Origin of the sequence: Roseibium album (genome assembly GCF_965233825.1) — a bacterium.
GTDB classification, from domain to species: Bacteria; Pseudomonadota; Alphaproteobacteria; order Rhizobiales; family Stappiaceae; genus Roseibium; species Roseibium album.
This window is the reverse complement of record NZ_OZ247583.1, coordinates 857,324-870,420: the sequence shown is the minus strand read 5'-3', so window position 1 is coordinate 870,420 and position 13,097 is coordinate 857,324. Positions and strand designations below refer to the sequence as shown.

Annotated in this window: 16 protein-coding genes; 8 read left to right on the top strand and 8 right to left on the bottom strand. The window is 57.5% G+C overall.

The genetic code is table 11. From position 1 onward, the window contains the following. Positions 1–176 precede the first annotated feature (176 nt). The 3 genes from rplT to ACO6TI_RS04035 all read right to left on the bottom strand — a co-directional run bounded on the left by rplT (position 177) and on the right by ACO6TI_RS04035 (position 1,662). Positions 177–536 (bottom strand): 50S ribosomal protein L20, encoded by a 360-nt coding sequence (rplT, locus tag ACO6TI_RS04045; RefSeq protein WP_055115051.1) that lies wholly within the window; start codon positions 534–536, stop codon positions 177–179. A gap of 26 nt (positions 537–562) precedes the next feature. Beyond that, a complete protein-coding gene (gene rpmI / locus ACO6TI_RS04040; RefSeq protein ID WP_023002610.1) occupies positions 563–760 on the bottom strand; it encodes a 50S ribosomal protein L35 in 198 nt (65 codons plus the stop codon). A 284-nt stretch (positions 761–1,044) separates the two neighbouring features. Beyond that, complete coding sequence (locus ACO6TI_RS04035) at positions 1,045–1,662, bottom strand: FMN-dependent NADH-azoreductase (protein ID WP_350184615.1); 618 nt, start codon at positions 1,660–1,662, stop codon at positions 1,045–1,047. 99 nt (positions 1,663–1,761) lie between these two features. On the opposite strand from ACO6TI_RS04035, the gene ACO6TI_RS04030 reads away from it, so the two are divergent. After that, positions 1,762–2,670, top strand: a complete 909-nt coding sequence (locus tag ACO6TI_RS04030) for a LysR family transcriptional regulator (RefSeq protein ID WP_196900201.1) — start codon at positions 1,762–1,764, stop codon at positions 2,668–2,670. A gap of 14 nt (positions 2,671–2,684) precedes the next feature. Here the strand turns inward: ACO6TI_RS04030 and acuI are convergent, their stop codons facing one another. Genes acuI through ACO6TI_RS04005 form a run of 5 tightly spaced genes read right to left on the bottom strand, consistent with a single transcriptional unit; the run spans position 2,685 to position 7,953 of the window. Then, entirely contained in the window at positions 2,685–3,677 is a 993-nt protein-coding gene (acuI, locus tag ACO6TI_RS04025; RefSeq protein WP_350184614.1) for an acryloyl-CoA reductase, read from the bottom strand. Between the two features lie 15 nt (positions 3,678–3,692). Further along, positions 3,693–5,327 (bottom strand): acyl-CoA synthetase, encoded by a 1,635-nt coding sequence (locus ACO6TI_RS04020; protein ID WP_422384401.1) that lies wholly within the window; start codon positions 5,325–5,327, stop codon positions 3,693–3,695. 2 nt (positions 5,328–5,329) lie between these two features. Next, entirely contained in the window at positions 5,330–6,451 is a 1,122-nt protein-coding gene (locus ACO6TI_RS04015; RefSeq protein WP_104703272.1) for a dimethylsulfoniopropionate demethylase, read from the bottom strand. An 11-nt stretch (positions 6,452–6,462) separates the two neighbouring features. Further along, a complete protein-coding gene (locus tag ACO6TI_RS04010) occupies positions 6,463–7,089 on the bottom strand; it encodes a DUF1326 domain-containing protein (RefSeq protein WP_108875653.1) in 627 nt (208 codons plus the stop codon). Positions 7,090–7,104: 15 nt separating this feature from the next. Next, positions 7,105–7,953, bottom strand: a complete 849-nt coding sequence (locus tag ACO6TI_RS04005) for a DUF2182 domain-containing protein (protein ID WP_196877901.1) — start codon at positions 7,951–7,953, stop codon at positions 7,105–7,107. A gap of 93 nt (positions 7,954–8,046) precedes the next feature. Between ACO6TI_RS04005 and ACO6TI_RS04000 the strand changes: the two genes are divergently transcribed. From ACO6TI_RS04000 to ACO6TI_RS03970, 7 genes are all read left to right on the top strand, one after another. Then, positions 8,047–8,778, top strand: a complete 732-nt coding sequence (locus tag ACO6TI_RS04000) for a FadR/GntR family transcriptional regulator (protein WP_082442501.1) — start codon at positions 8,047–8,049, stop codon at positions 8,776–8,778. A 343-nt stretch (positions 8,779–9,121) separates the two neighbouring features. Then, entirely contained in the window at positions 9,122–9,268 is a 147-nt protein-coding gene (locus tag ACO6TI_RS03995; protein WP_158510370.1) for a hypothetical protein, read from the top strand. Between the two features lie 36 nt (positions 9,269–9,304). Continuing rightward, entirely contained in the window at positions 9,305–9,529 is a 225-nt protein-coding gene (locus tag ACO6TI_RS03990; RefSeq protein ID WP_422384400.1) for a hypothetical protein, read from the top strand. A 199-nt stretch (positions 9,530–9,728) separates the two neighbouring features. After that, entirely contained in the window at positions 9,729–10,241 is a 513-nt protein-coding gene (locus ACO6TI_RS03985) for a tetratricopeptide repeat protein (protein WP_055115040.1), read from the top strand. A gap of 8 nt (positions 10,242–10,249) precedes the next feature. Then, positions 10,250–10,873, top strand: a complete 624-nt coding sequence (locus ACO6TI_RS03980; protein WP_422384399.1) for a hypothetical protein — start codon at positions 10,250–10,252, stop codon at positions 10,871–10,873. 413 nt (positions 10,874–11,286) lie between these two features. Beyond that, complete coding sequence (locus ACO6TI_RS03975) at positions 11,287–12,777, top strand: type II and III secretion system protein family protein (protein ID WP_082442500.1); 1,491 nt, start codon at positions 11,287–11,289, stop codon at positions 12,775–12,777. Further along, positions 12,758–13,048, top strand: coding sequence for a hypothetical protein (locus ACO6TI_RS03970; RefSeq protein WP_144435958.1), 291 nt, complete (start codon positions 12,758–12,760; stop codon positions 13,046–13,048). Before ACO6TI_RS03975 ends, ACO6TI_RS03970 begins: the two co-directional genes overlap by 20 nt. The last annotated feature ends 49 nt before the right edge of the window (positions 13,049–13,097 follow it).

Genomic DNA, 13,097 nt, shown 5'->3' with positions numbered 1-13,097 from the left:
ATTGCGGCGTGAGCGGGAAAGAGGCTGCCATCCGCACCGATGTCAAGGTTGTGGCCGAAGCCTTGCTGCACGGCAACCTGTTGTTGCCCGCGAAATATCGAAATCGGTGGAACCAAAAGCAAAAAAACGCAGCCGTGGGGGCTGCGCTTTTCAAAAAATCTAACCAGGGAACGACCTCAGGCGGTCAGAGCGCCCTGTGCCTTTTCGACCAGAACCTTGAAGGCGTCCGGCTGATTGATGGCGAGGTCCGACAGGACCTTGCGGTCGACTTCGACACCGGCCTTGTTCAGGCCGTCGATGAAGCGGCCATAGGTCAAGCCGTGTTCACGGGTTGCTGCGTTGATGCGCTGGATCCAGAGCGAACGGAATGTGCGCTTCTTGGCCTTGCGGTCGCGATAGGCGTATTGTCCTGCCTTCTCGACTGCCTGCTTGGCAACGCGAATGGTATTCTTGCGGCGTCCGTAATAACCTTTGGCGGCTTTCAGAACTTTCTTGTGGCGAGCGTGGGCGGTTACGCCCCGTTTGACGCGTGACATTTAGATGATCTCCTTCGGGGCTGGCGTTATGCGTAGGGCAGGAACTGCTTCACGATCTTTGCATCCTGGTCGCTCAGCGTGGTTGTCCCACGGGCGTTGCGGATGAACTTGTTCGTGCGCTTGATCATGCCATGACGCTTGCCGGCCTGCGCGGTTTTCACCTTGCCGGTCGCGGTCACCTTAAAGCGCTTTTTGGCGCCGGATTTCGTCTTCAGCTTGGGCATTTTGCATCCTTTCCTTGGTGCATCCGCCAAAAAGCGGATACTTTTTTGTTGGTGCATTCAGAGCCGACACGGCATGCCCTTGATCTGTCGGGAGGATCTGCACCTGGATGCAGCAATCCAGTCCACGACGAGCCGGACGACTCTGGACCGGGCGCTTATATGGGAGGTTTTGGCGGATTGCAACCGGAATCCGGAGCCGAAGCACATTCAGTGGACGTGCTCCGGCAAGCCGGTTGCTGATGCCATCATGCGGCTGGAAATGACATCAAGCCGCACCGCAAAATTCAGGCAACCCGCCTGGCTTCAGAGCGTGCCTCCTCCAGCTTGCCGGTAAATGCCTCAGGGGCTGCTGTTGCCGTGCCTTGGACATGGACGAATTCGATCTTCTCGATGCCCAGGAATCCGAACAGGAATTTAAGGTAAGGTTCGAGAAAATTGGCTGCGGCAAACGGTTCTTCTTGCAAATAGCCTTCGGCACCGTAGGCGCAGACAATCACGGCCCGCCGCGCCTTGACCAGACCTTTGAATCCGGTCTCGTCCATTGAAAATGTGTGGCCGATTCGAGAGATCTGATCAATCCAGGCCTTCAGAGCGGCGGGAATGGAGAAATTGTAGATCGGAACCGCCAGTAGCAGCATATCGGATCCCTGAATTTCAGCGATGAGTTCATCTGACAAGACCGTCGCCGCTTTGAGGTCGTCGGTCAGTGCGTCCTGGGGTGCATAGAAACCCTCGATCGTCTTCTGGGCGATCAACGGAATGGACCCGTCCGCGACGTTTCTCGTGATGACCCGGCATCCAGGGTGCTTCTGCCGGAATTCGGCTTCACAAGCATCGGCGACCGCTGCCGAATGCGACCCTTCCAGCCGCGAACTTGAATTGATGCGAAGTAACTGCGTCATGAAACTTGCTTCCTTGTTGAATGGCAGTCCGGATCTAGTTTCTTGCGCGATTAATAAAAATAGATCGAAATGCATCAAACCCATGCGTATTATGCATGAATGGATCTATCAGCACTCAAAACCGCCCTGCTGGTTCGTGATGTCGGCAGTTTTGCCGCTGTTGCACGGCTTCTGGATCTGGACGCCTCGAGCGTCTCCCGGGTCATAGCCCAGCTGGAGCAGGATGTCGGATTTCGGTTGTTTCAACGCAGCACCCGAAGTCTCGCGCCGACCGGCGAGGGAGAGCTTTATCTGAATCGGATCGCACCACTGGTCGAGGAACTCGAGGCTGCAGGAGATGAGGCCCGCACGACAGCCATCTCGCCTCGCGGCATCTTGCGCATGACCGCCAGCATCTCCTTCGTTCAGGAATGCCTGATCCCGATTCTTCCCGAATTCAGAAAAAGATACCCGGAGATTGACATTGAGCTGCTGGCTTCCGATGCCAATCTGGACCTGCGGGCAGAGGGAGTCGACCTGGCGGTGCGCTTCGGATCTTTGCCCAAGGGGGACTGGATCGTTGCCAAGCTGATGACAACCAGCTACCGCGTGGTTGCCTCGCCGGAATATATTGAGGAAAAGGGACCGCTCTCGCACCCGGATGATCTGTCGGAGCGCGACTGCATCTGCTTCGCGATTCCGGGCTTCCGGACCTATTGGCAGTTTCGCAAGGGCGGTGACACCGAGTCCTTCAGCGTACCGGTCGGCGGCGCGACAGTGATCTCGAATGCGTTATCCATCCGCTCGGCGGCACGGCTTGGCATGGGTGTCGCGCTCTTGCCCATCATGCTGGTGCAGCGGGATCTGGCGAAAGGCACCTTGCTCGACCTCTTCCCGGATCATGCCTGCGCGGCGACTTCCTTTGAGACAGCGGCCTGGTTGATCTATCCGAGCCGATCCTACCTGCCGCAGAAAGTTCGGGTGATGATCGATTTTCTGAAGGCGGAAGTGAGGCGGTCAGGTAGCTGACCGCCTTGATCAAATCAGGCGTTCAAATCAACGACCACACGCCCCTTGACCTGGCCTTTCAGGATATCGGCTCCAAGCTTTGGCAGATCTTCCAGCTTTGCAGGCTGGATCATGGCGTCGAGCTTGTCCATCGGCAGGTCCTTTGCCAGGCGCTCCCAGGCAGGAAGGCGCGCCTCATAGGGCCGCATGACACTGTCGATGCCGAGCAGGTTGATACCGCGCAGCAAGAACGGGATGACGGTGGCCGGAAGGGCGGCGCCGCCGGCAAGGCCGACCGCGGCCACTGACGTTCCGTATTTCATCTGGCCGAGCACGCGTGCAAGCATGGCTCCGCCGACGGCGTCGATGCACCCGGCCCAGGTTTCGGCCTCCAGCGGCCGCTTGACGGTTTCGTTGACGTCGTCGCGGGGCACGATGCTGCTGGCTCCCAGTGACTTGAGATACTCCCACGTGCTTTCGCGGCCCGTGACGGCCGCAACTTCATAGCCGAGATTGGCGAGGATGGCGGTTGCAACCGAACCGACGCCGCCTGCCGCACCGGTCACAAGGACAGGTCCGTTTCCAGGTTTCAGTCCATGGTTCTCCAGCGCCATTACAGCCAGCATTGCGGTGAAACCCGCGGTGCCGATCGCCATGGCATTGCGCGTCGACAGACCCTCGGGCAGCGGAACGAGCCACTCGCCCTTGACGCGGGCCTTCTGGGAATAACCGCCCCACCAGGCCTCGCCGACACGCCAGCCGGTGAGCACGACCTTGTCACCGGGTTTGTACCAGTCGTCGGATGACTCCAGCACCGTCCCGGCGAAATCGATGCCCGGAACGTGCGGATAATTTCGAACAAGACCGCCGCCAGGGCCGACACAAAGACCGTCCTTGTAGTTCAGTGTCGAATACTCGACCGCCACCGTCACGTCGCCTTCCGGCAACCGGGACTCATCGAGTTCCTGAACCGACGCCGAGGTCTTGCCTTCGTCATTCTTTTCCACGAGGAGTGCTTTGAAAGTCATGATCAAACTGCCCTGTTAGCTGGTGTATTCCGAGAGAGTCCTGGCGTCGTCGCGCAGGACAAATTTCTGGATTTTTCCGGTTGCCGTCTTCGGCAACTCCGTGAAAACGATCTTTTTCGGTCTCTTGAAGCCGGCCATGTGCTGGCGGCAGAATTCAATCAGGCTTTCTTCGGTCGTCGATGCACCATCCTTGAGTTCGATGAATGCGCAGGGTACTTCACCCCATTTTTCGTCCGGCAGCGCGACGACCGCGGCCAGGGCAACGTCAGGATGACGGTGCAGGACCCCTTCCACTTCGACGGAGGAAATGTTCTCGCCTCCCGAAATGATGACATCCTTCAGACGGTCCCTGATCTGGACATAGCCGTTCGGGTGGCGCACCGCCGCGTCGCCGGATTTGAAAGCGCCACCGGAAAACGCATCCGCGGTGGCATCGGCGTTCTTGTAATACCCCTTCATGACCGTGTTGCTGCAAATGACGATCTCGCCCTGGGTCTCTCCGTCCCAGGGGACGGGGTCACCCGTTTCACGATCGATCACATCGACGGTTTCGGTCATCGGAAATCCGACACCCTGCCAGGATTGCAGCTCGGCCTGTTCGTTCGCGGACAGATCTTCCCATTCTTCGCGCCAGAGGCACTGGACCACGTGACCGTATGTTTCGGTCAATCCGTAAACCTGCATGACCTCGAAACCGAGGGCTTTTGTTGCCGCGAGGACGGCCGCTGGCGGCGGTGCCCCTGCCGTCATGATCCGGACGGGTCCGCCAAGAGGCTTTCTGTCAGCCTCCGGCGTGTTGACCAGCATGGACAGTACAATCGGCGCGCCACCCAGATGCGTGATGCCGAGCTTGCCGATCAGGTCGAATACGGCCTTTCCCGTGACCTGTCGGATGCAGACGATGGTTCCGGCCATGAGTGTCATGGTCCAGGCATGGCACCATCCGTTGCAGTGAAACATCGGCACCGTGTAAAGATAGACGGGATGACGGGGCAGTTCCCAGGCGATGGGTGTTCCCATCGCCATCAGATAGGCACCGCGATGGTGATAGACGACACCCTTCGGGCGCCCCGACGTTCCGGAAGTGTAATTCAGCGCCAGTGCCTGCCATTCGTCTTCCGGTCCGCGCCAGGCAAAGGCGGGATCGCCCTCTTCGATCAGCTCCGAATAGTCTGCCTCGCCGATCCGCTGACCTCCCGGACCGTCAGGGTCGTCGATATCGATAACCGGAATGTTCTTGCCGTTGATCGTGAAGGCCTCGCTGACGACGCCGGAAAAGGCGGTGTCGGCAATGATCAGCCTGGCGTCGCTGTGATCAAGGATGTAGGCAACGGTTTCAGCTTCCAGACGGATGTTGATCGTGTTGAGAACGGCGCCTGTCAGCGGAACCGCGTAGTGTAATTCGAACAGCTCCGGCGTGTTGGCGGCGAGGACGGAAACCGTGTCGCCCTGGCCGACACCCCGGCTCCTGAGGCTCGAAGCAAGCCGCCGTACCCGTTCTTGAACGTCACTCCAGGTCAGCTGCCGGTCGTTGTAGATGACAGCTATGCGATCCGGGAAAACAGAAGCTGTCCGTTCCAGGAAGGAAAGCGGTGACAGCGGAACGTGATTGGCGGCTTGTCTGGAAAAAGCCTCGAAGTGTTCCCTCATTGTCAGCCTCCCTGAACGGTGAAGGGTGTTTCCCAAACCGTCGCCGAGCGCATGCCATGAGGTGTATCGACCTGCACCCTGGTTCCGTCGTCCCAATGTGTCATGCGCACCATACCGATGGCGACATTGGTGCGGAAGTCCGGTGACCAGGCCGCGGAGCTGACTGTTCCAACCTGTTTGCCGCCACCTATTACCGGCCACAGTTCGTCGCAAGGCGGCACCGGATCGCCATCGATCGCAATGCTTCTGATCTGCCTGACAGGACCTTCAACGGCCACACGAAGCAACGCATCGCGCCCGATGCAGCCAATTGCCGCCTGGGTCTGGCAAAAGCGGCCAAGGCCGCATTCGTGCGGGGTGTTGTTTCGGGTCATGTCGTTGCCGTAGGACAGCAGCTGTCCCTCAATCCGCTCGATCAGATTCGGGCAGCCGGCGCGAACATCGAGATCCTCGCCCGCAGCCATAAGTGCGTCCCAGATCGGTTCGCCGAGATCCGATCCGTCGACGTAGAGTTCAAAACCATCCTGTTTGGAATAGCCCGACCGGGCGAGAACAAGCTTGCGTCCCTGGTAACTGACATGTCTGTAACGGAAAAACCGTATCGAGCGGATGTCGTCGCCGAATACACGGGCAACAAGTTCTTCCGCCTTCGGACCCTGGATCGCGAGCGGCGAGACATCGGGTTCGTCGACATCGACTTCGAGCCGCAGCGCATGCGCAAGTCCCTTGATCCAGAACAGCAGATCGCTGTCTGCGACCGAGACCCAGAATTTGTCCTCGGCAAGTTTTGTTGTGACCGGGTCATTGAGCATGCCGCCCGTCTCGTCGACCATGGGCGTGTAGTAACACTGGCCTTCCGTCATCGCGGAAAGATCCCGGGGCGTCAGCATCTGCGCGAGACGCGCAGCATCAGGACCCCAGAGCTCGACTTGCCGCTCGCAGGCGACATCCCAGACCTGAACCTTTGTCTTCAGGTGGCGGTAATCCTCCTCGACGGAGTTGAACACCGTCGGAAGCAGCATGTGATTGTAGATCGTGTATGCCTTGACACCTGCCGCTTGCACGCGGCGCGAAAACGGCGTGAAGCGCGTGCGACGGGAAATGGAGAGAGACGGGACCTGCATGACGGTCCTCCTTAGGCAGCTTGTTCGGCGGGGGGGCCGGACCAGTCGATCTGACAGATTTCGGCACTGCGGCCATCGAAATCCCAGACGCGACCGTAGGCCCGCACGCGACCCTGGGTGGCCGTCGCCACCGTGATGTCGGGTCCCATCCAGTATTCGGTATTGGTCACGATGATATCTTCGTCGGGATTGCCGCCACGGACCGGCTCGATCTCTCCCTTGATCGCCTTTCCGACAATCAGGCGCCGTTTCTTGCCTTCATTGGTGTAGGATACCGGAGCGCGCTCGGCTCCCAGAAATTCGCTGACCAGCACCTTGAACAGACCCGTTGTGCCCTTTGCCTGGCCCGAGAAGATCTTCAACAGGCCTTCATAGGCGGCATCCGTTGCACGTTCATCGATATAGGCTGCCGCTTTCCAGTTGCCGCGCGCCATAAGGCCGGGAATTTCCAGCACCAGCCCGACGTTGAGGCCGGAGAGATCTTCGCCCTCATAGTGTCCTTCGTCGATACGCACACCTGCCCAAGCCTGGCAGTAGCCCTCGGTAGGCGCGTGCTTTCCAAGTGAAACGACACACGGACAGAAGACCGTGCAGTTGCAGTTCAGTATCAATTCACCGCGTATGGCCCATCCGGACATCTGATATCTCCCGTACTAGAGTTCTGTAAACGACAGGACGCACACGACCGTCCCTGAAATGAGAAGGAAAACGCCGAGCGGAGCGCTGATCCGGTTTCCGATCTGCGGCAGTTTCTCGAGCGTCATCAGAACCATGGCAATTCCCATGAAAGCCAGGTTCATGGTGCCAGCGACGAAGGCCAGCAGCATCAGGGCCCAGCAACAGCCGAGACAGACGGCTCCAAGACGCAAGCCAAGCTTGAGGGCGCCAGGAAGCCCTGGTTGCCAGTGGTTGAAAAAGAATGTCATCGGGTTCTGGCAGGCGGACAGGCAGGCATTCTTGAGACTGCTGAACTGATAAAGTCCGGCAAGGACAAGCAGCGCGGCATTCAACATGCCCGACATAGACCGGCCGTCATGATCGAGGAGGCCAAGCCCGGCAAACTGTACCTGTAGAAAGGCTGTCGGGACCGAAAAGCCGAGCCAGACGACAAGGTATCCCAGCACAAGGACCCCGAGCGAAGGTCCGCTGGCTGCCTCCGTGTGGCTCAGATCCGAATAAGTCCTGAACGCCGGGAACGCGGTTGGTGCCATCATTGCGAGTGACATCAGGGCCCACATCAGGACGGCGGATAGGAAGCCTGCATCGGCGGCTGTCTGTGTGCAAAGAGAGATCAGGTATGCAACGCCGAAGTCGTTCGCTGCAGGCGGTACGTCAACAGGTAGCTGCATCGCGAAGAGGATGCTCCACGCCGCCAGGACACCGCCAAAAAAAGTCAGCCACCAAATACCGTGGCCGGGCAAAAGACGCTCGATTGCCTTCACCCGTTCCTCCCAATGCTCTTTGGACGAAAGCTGCGCTTCGATCTGATAAATGTCAAACATTTAATTGTCTGACATTTAATTTTTTACAATTGACCCTTTGGTGACCGCCCTCTAGTTTGACGGAAACCGATCCACGGGCGTGCGAGGACCATCTTGGCAATCGAATTCAATACAATTCAGAAGGAAGGACTTTCGGTCCAGATTGCCAATGCCATTCGAGACGCCATCCTGGAAGGAAGACTATCCAGTGAAGAGCGCTTGCCGAGTGAAGCCGAACTTGCCGATCGGTTCGGTGTGTCCCGGTCCACCGTCCGCGAGGCCTTGAAGCGGCTTGCGGCACAGAACCTGATCCGAAGCGAGCGCGGTTCGTCCGGCGGGGCGTTCGTCAATCGTCTGACGTGGTCGGAGGCTCAGGACAATCTCGTGACCACGACGCGTCTCCTGATCGGCATGAATGATATTCCGCTGGAGGACGCGATCGAAGCCCGGTTTGCGCTGGAGGCGGCGGCTCTGCCGCTGGCTGCCGAAAAGTGTGCCGGAGACGATCTGTCAGCAATGCGCAGGGAGATCGACCGCCAGCGGGACCCGCTGACCAGCGATGAGGAATTCTGCGCTTCCGACGTTACCTTTCATTCGGTCATAGCCAGGGCGACCGGCAATCCGCTGCTGACCTTCCAGTTGTCAGCGGCCTTCGAGGCCATGCAGCCGTTGATGAACATGCTGGTCTACCGCTTGCGCGACCGGGAGCGGATTGCCGACTTGCACGAAGCGCTTGCCGTTGCACTGGAAAGGCAGGACGGGGCGGGGGCGTCGATCAGCCTGGAGTCCCTTTGCGCGTATACCAGGGAACTGGCAGCGCAACGCCGCGGGCCCAAGAAAGACTGAAATCCATCGCGACTACCTGCGCCAAACCGTCCGGATTCGTCCCGAATTCCGGATGCAGACCTGTGTGTCGAGCTGTTGATAGTGTCTTTGGTGCAAAATTTTCTTTTACAAGCGACATACTGCCATCAGTTGAGTGTTATATTAACATATTGATTTATCGCATGTAATTACTCCCGCAACACTGACTCTTTCCGCGCAGCACCGTTGGCGTGGCCGTTAATTCGCGGCTTGGCATTGCCTGATCTACGTCTAAAGTCTAATATAGACGAAAGTCGTAGTTTGACTGATTGAGTGGAACAGGCGGGTGTTCATTGTTGTCCCCAAGCATTGAGGAGCGCATGGAATGAAATTCTGGAGCCTGGCAGCCGTTGCCCTGATGATTGTCGGCGTCGCTGCCGCGAAAACCTCAAACCCGAGCCACGTGCTCACGGAAAACACGACGTTTTCGGGGGAGCCGGTGACGACATTGCGGACGCCGGCAACACCCTGATACCAGAAACTATCTTTCCTCCCGGGAGGCGGCGGGATGGTATGGCTCCGGTCCAAACGCTGGACCAGCCATCCCGGCGGCCCCTCCCGGCAGCCCATGACGATGCGTCTTGAAGGGGTGACAAGACAGTCCGTTCTTCCATGTGTCGTGCAGGTGATCTTTGCGGAGCGCCGGATGGCGGCGCATCAGTCGCGGGTTTTCGGTTTGCCGGGTGCGGTTGTCCTGACGCCGCTGCACTGGAAGGTTGCAAGACCAAACTAAGCTCCACTTCGCGGCCCAAATCGAGATCCGCAGCTATTTACGAAATGTAATTCAGGGCTCTTAACTAATAATTTTCCCAATTTCTCTAATTTGCTCATAGACCGACAGAGTAGCGGCGGAAGCTATTGTGAATACTGACTAGTAGCGATACTGCAGTAGTAAGCTCCCGTCAGAGTATAATCGGTGTGGGTGAGAGACAATGTGGTTGCGTAGACAGTTCTCTGCTTTTGCGGTTTCGGTATTTGTGCTGGCCGGTTGCCAGTCTGGTGATCTGGCAAACCTGTCGACCTATGGCGACAGTGCCGCGTCCAATGAAGATCTTTCCAAAGTCGCCTATTACCGGGACGACGAATTGCTTACCCAGGCAAATGTTCAGTTCAAGGAAAAGAACTTCGGCAAGGCATATGCGATCTACAAGCGGGCGGTCGAGGTTTATCCGAAGGATCCGGTCGCCTGGCTCGGTTATTCCGCTTCCGCGGACATGATCGGACGGTTCGACAATGCGGATATCGGCTACAAGCGCCTTGCGCGCATGATCCCCAACCGCCCGGAATACCTGAACAATGTCGGCTATTCCTACATGTTGCGCGGAAATCTCATATCGGCAAGGCGGTATTTCCTGAAGGCCTATGATATCGATCCGAACAATCAGACCACCGCCAACAACCTGGAACTCCTGCGTAACAGCGTATCTTTTGCCAATCGGGGATAGGCAGGCAGATGACCAGCGACGTGAATGTCTCCGAAAGAGCGACCGAAGCCAGGACCAGCGCGCCCGGTGAAGGCAAATCTTCCGCCGCGAAGCCGGCGCAGTCACCGCTGACAACCTATTTGCAGCGCAATGTCCGGATCCTGATGGCACTCAATGCGGTGTCGGTTGCCGTCACAATTCTATTGTTCGTGGGCCTGTTCTTTTCCTGGTCGGCAACCTCGGAATTGAATCAGATCAGGCAGCAGCTTTCCGGCCTGCAGCAGTTCGAAAAGAGAATATCAGGCAACGTCAATCTGATGAATGCCGGTGTCCAAAGCAGGTTGTCGAAGATCGATCAGCGCATCGGTCAGATCCAGTCCGGTGTCAGACTAATGAGGATCGAAAGGGGTGACTCAGACATTCCGATCGACAAATTAAAGACTGTGGTCGACGAAGACATCGATTTTTTCCATTCATCGACCGCCACCATGATGTTTTCGCCGGCGCTATCTGCCCAGAATTCCGGCCGTTTCGAAACTGCAAGCAACATTCCTCAGGTTTCGGTCTCGCAGTCGAGTGGCCAATCGGATGGCTCTGCCCTGTTTCGCAGAATTGTGACGCCTGACGGCAAGGTCAGGTATGAAAAGCGCTAAGGTCCGTTCGACCGGCTCGACTGATGTCCCGCTGCGAAGCCTTTTTTGCTGAAACAACAGTGAAACCCGGACGATCCGGCTATCCTCGATTGATTGCCTTTCGCTGTGCGATGCGTCCGTGCCAGAGACGCACGGGCGGTTCTTCTTCTTTAGCAATTTTGTGCAACTCTCAAGTGTATGTAGGTTGAAATCTGACATCCATGCCCGAATTTATGCAATGAAGAAGGCTAAGGTTCCGTGCGTTAATGTAAATCCAGTTCAATAGCGACTAGTTTTAAGTTTTTTTTCACGAGCCGTTAATCGTCAGGATCGTAATATTGGAATGGGTAAGGCACGAGGTCTTTGGTGTTCTTAGGTATTTCTCCCGATAGGTGAGAATAAAACTGACCTAGCGTGATCTTGGAATTTAACAAATGCCACAGACGAGACACGACGTGAAGATATCGTCCATTTTGACAGTTTTGATCTCGGTTTTCGTTTTAAGCGTCACCTATGCCGGGCAGGTCATCGCGCAAGTCGACGAAATGACCCTGGTGATCAACGGTGGAAGCGTTTCCAGGATTACAATGCCACCGGGGACAACCCGGACCGTCAGAACGAACAAGAAATTCTCGGACCTTGTCGTCGGCAATCCCGAAACCGCAGATATCGTGCCTCTCTCCGAACAGGTTCTTTACATTCAGGGCAAGGCTCCAGGACTGACCAATATCTCGATCTACGACGCCTCCAAGACCTTGCTTGGCGTGATCGAAGTCCGTATCCAGCTCAATTTCGAAGATGTCGTCCGTGCAATTCGTGCCGTCGCACCGACAGCGCAGGTGTCGGTTACCAATGCCGGCAACAAGATCAGGCTCAGTGGATCGGTGAGCAATGCGGTCGAACTGACCAAGGTTCTGGAAGTTGCGCAGCAGTTTTCAGAAGCCCCGGTGATCAACGCAGTTAGCGTACGCAGCCCTCAGCAGGTCGCCCTGGAAGTGCGTGTTCTGGAAGCCAGCCGCTCGATCGGCCGAGACCTTGGTGTCAACTGGGTGGGACGGTCGACCAATGGGAATGTCAGCACGAGCGGTTCCCGGGTTCAGGTCGGAACCAATCAGGCCGGCGGCCTGATTTCGGTTCTCGGGTCGGGTGCAAGTGTCGCGCAGCAAGGTGCGCTTCCGTTCGGAACGTTGATCGCAAAGGTTCTCGAAACGGCCGGTATTCGCATCGACACCATTATTGACGCCCTGGAAGGCAAGGGTCTTGTCCGCCGCCTGGCACAACCGAACCTGACGACCATCAGCGGTGAAACGGCCCGTTTCCATGTTGGTGGCGAAGTGCCAATCCAGACAGCGGTTTCAAATGCGGGCGGAGTTGCCTCCTCAACCGACTACCGTCCGTTCGGTGTCCGTCTCGAATTTGTGCCGACGGTTCTCGACAACAGCCGGGTCAATCTTCGTGTGATGACCGAGGTCAGCGACATCGACAACTCGATCAATGTCAACGGAAACCCGGGTTTCACCTCGCGCAGGGCGGAAGCGGTGATCGAACTCAAGGACGGGCAGAGCTTTTCCATCGCGGGCCTGCTGGAAAATGTCGATACCAGAGATATCAGCCAATTGCCGTGGCTGGGGCAGGTGCCGGTCCTGGGTGTTCTGTTTCGCTCTACAAGTTTCCAGAAACGCGAAACCGACCTGGTCATCGTTGTGACACCCCGCCTTGTACGTCCGGCGCGCCCGAATGAACCCCTTGCGTCACCACTCGACCAGACGCGGCCTACAAACGATGTCGAGATGTTTGCCCTCGGTATTCTCGAGGTCAACAAGGACATGCTCCGGAAATACAAGGAAGGCGACGGCCTGATCGGTCCCTACGGCCACATTGTCGATCTGAAACTTGAGGATGGTTATGTGTACTCCAAGAACTGATCGACTGGCGGCCTTCGCCCTGGTGCTTTTGCTGTCCGGATGTGCCGACTACATGAGCCGCCGGGATACGGTCACGGTGGGCGCCGGAAACGCCATGGACGCCAACATGGCTATCCATACGGTGCAACCGTTCCCGAGGCAGGCCTACAACACCAACCTGTCGCGCGACGGGCGGTCGGCCGTGAATGCGCAGGAGCGTTTTCTGGAGCCCGGCGACCCGGACGTCGTGACCGCTGCCGGATCGGAAGCGGCAATCAGCGGCGGGTCGTAGCGGCGAGCAATTTCAAACCTTCTGCCGCGCCGAAACTTGGATCCGAAAA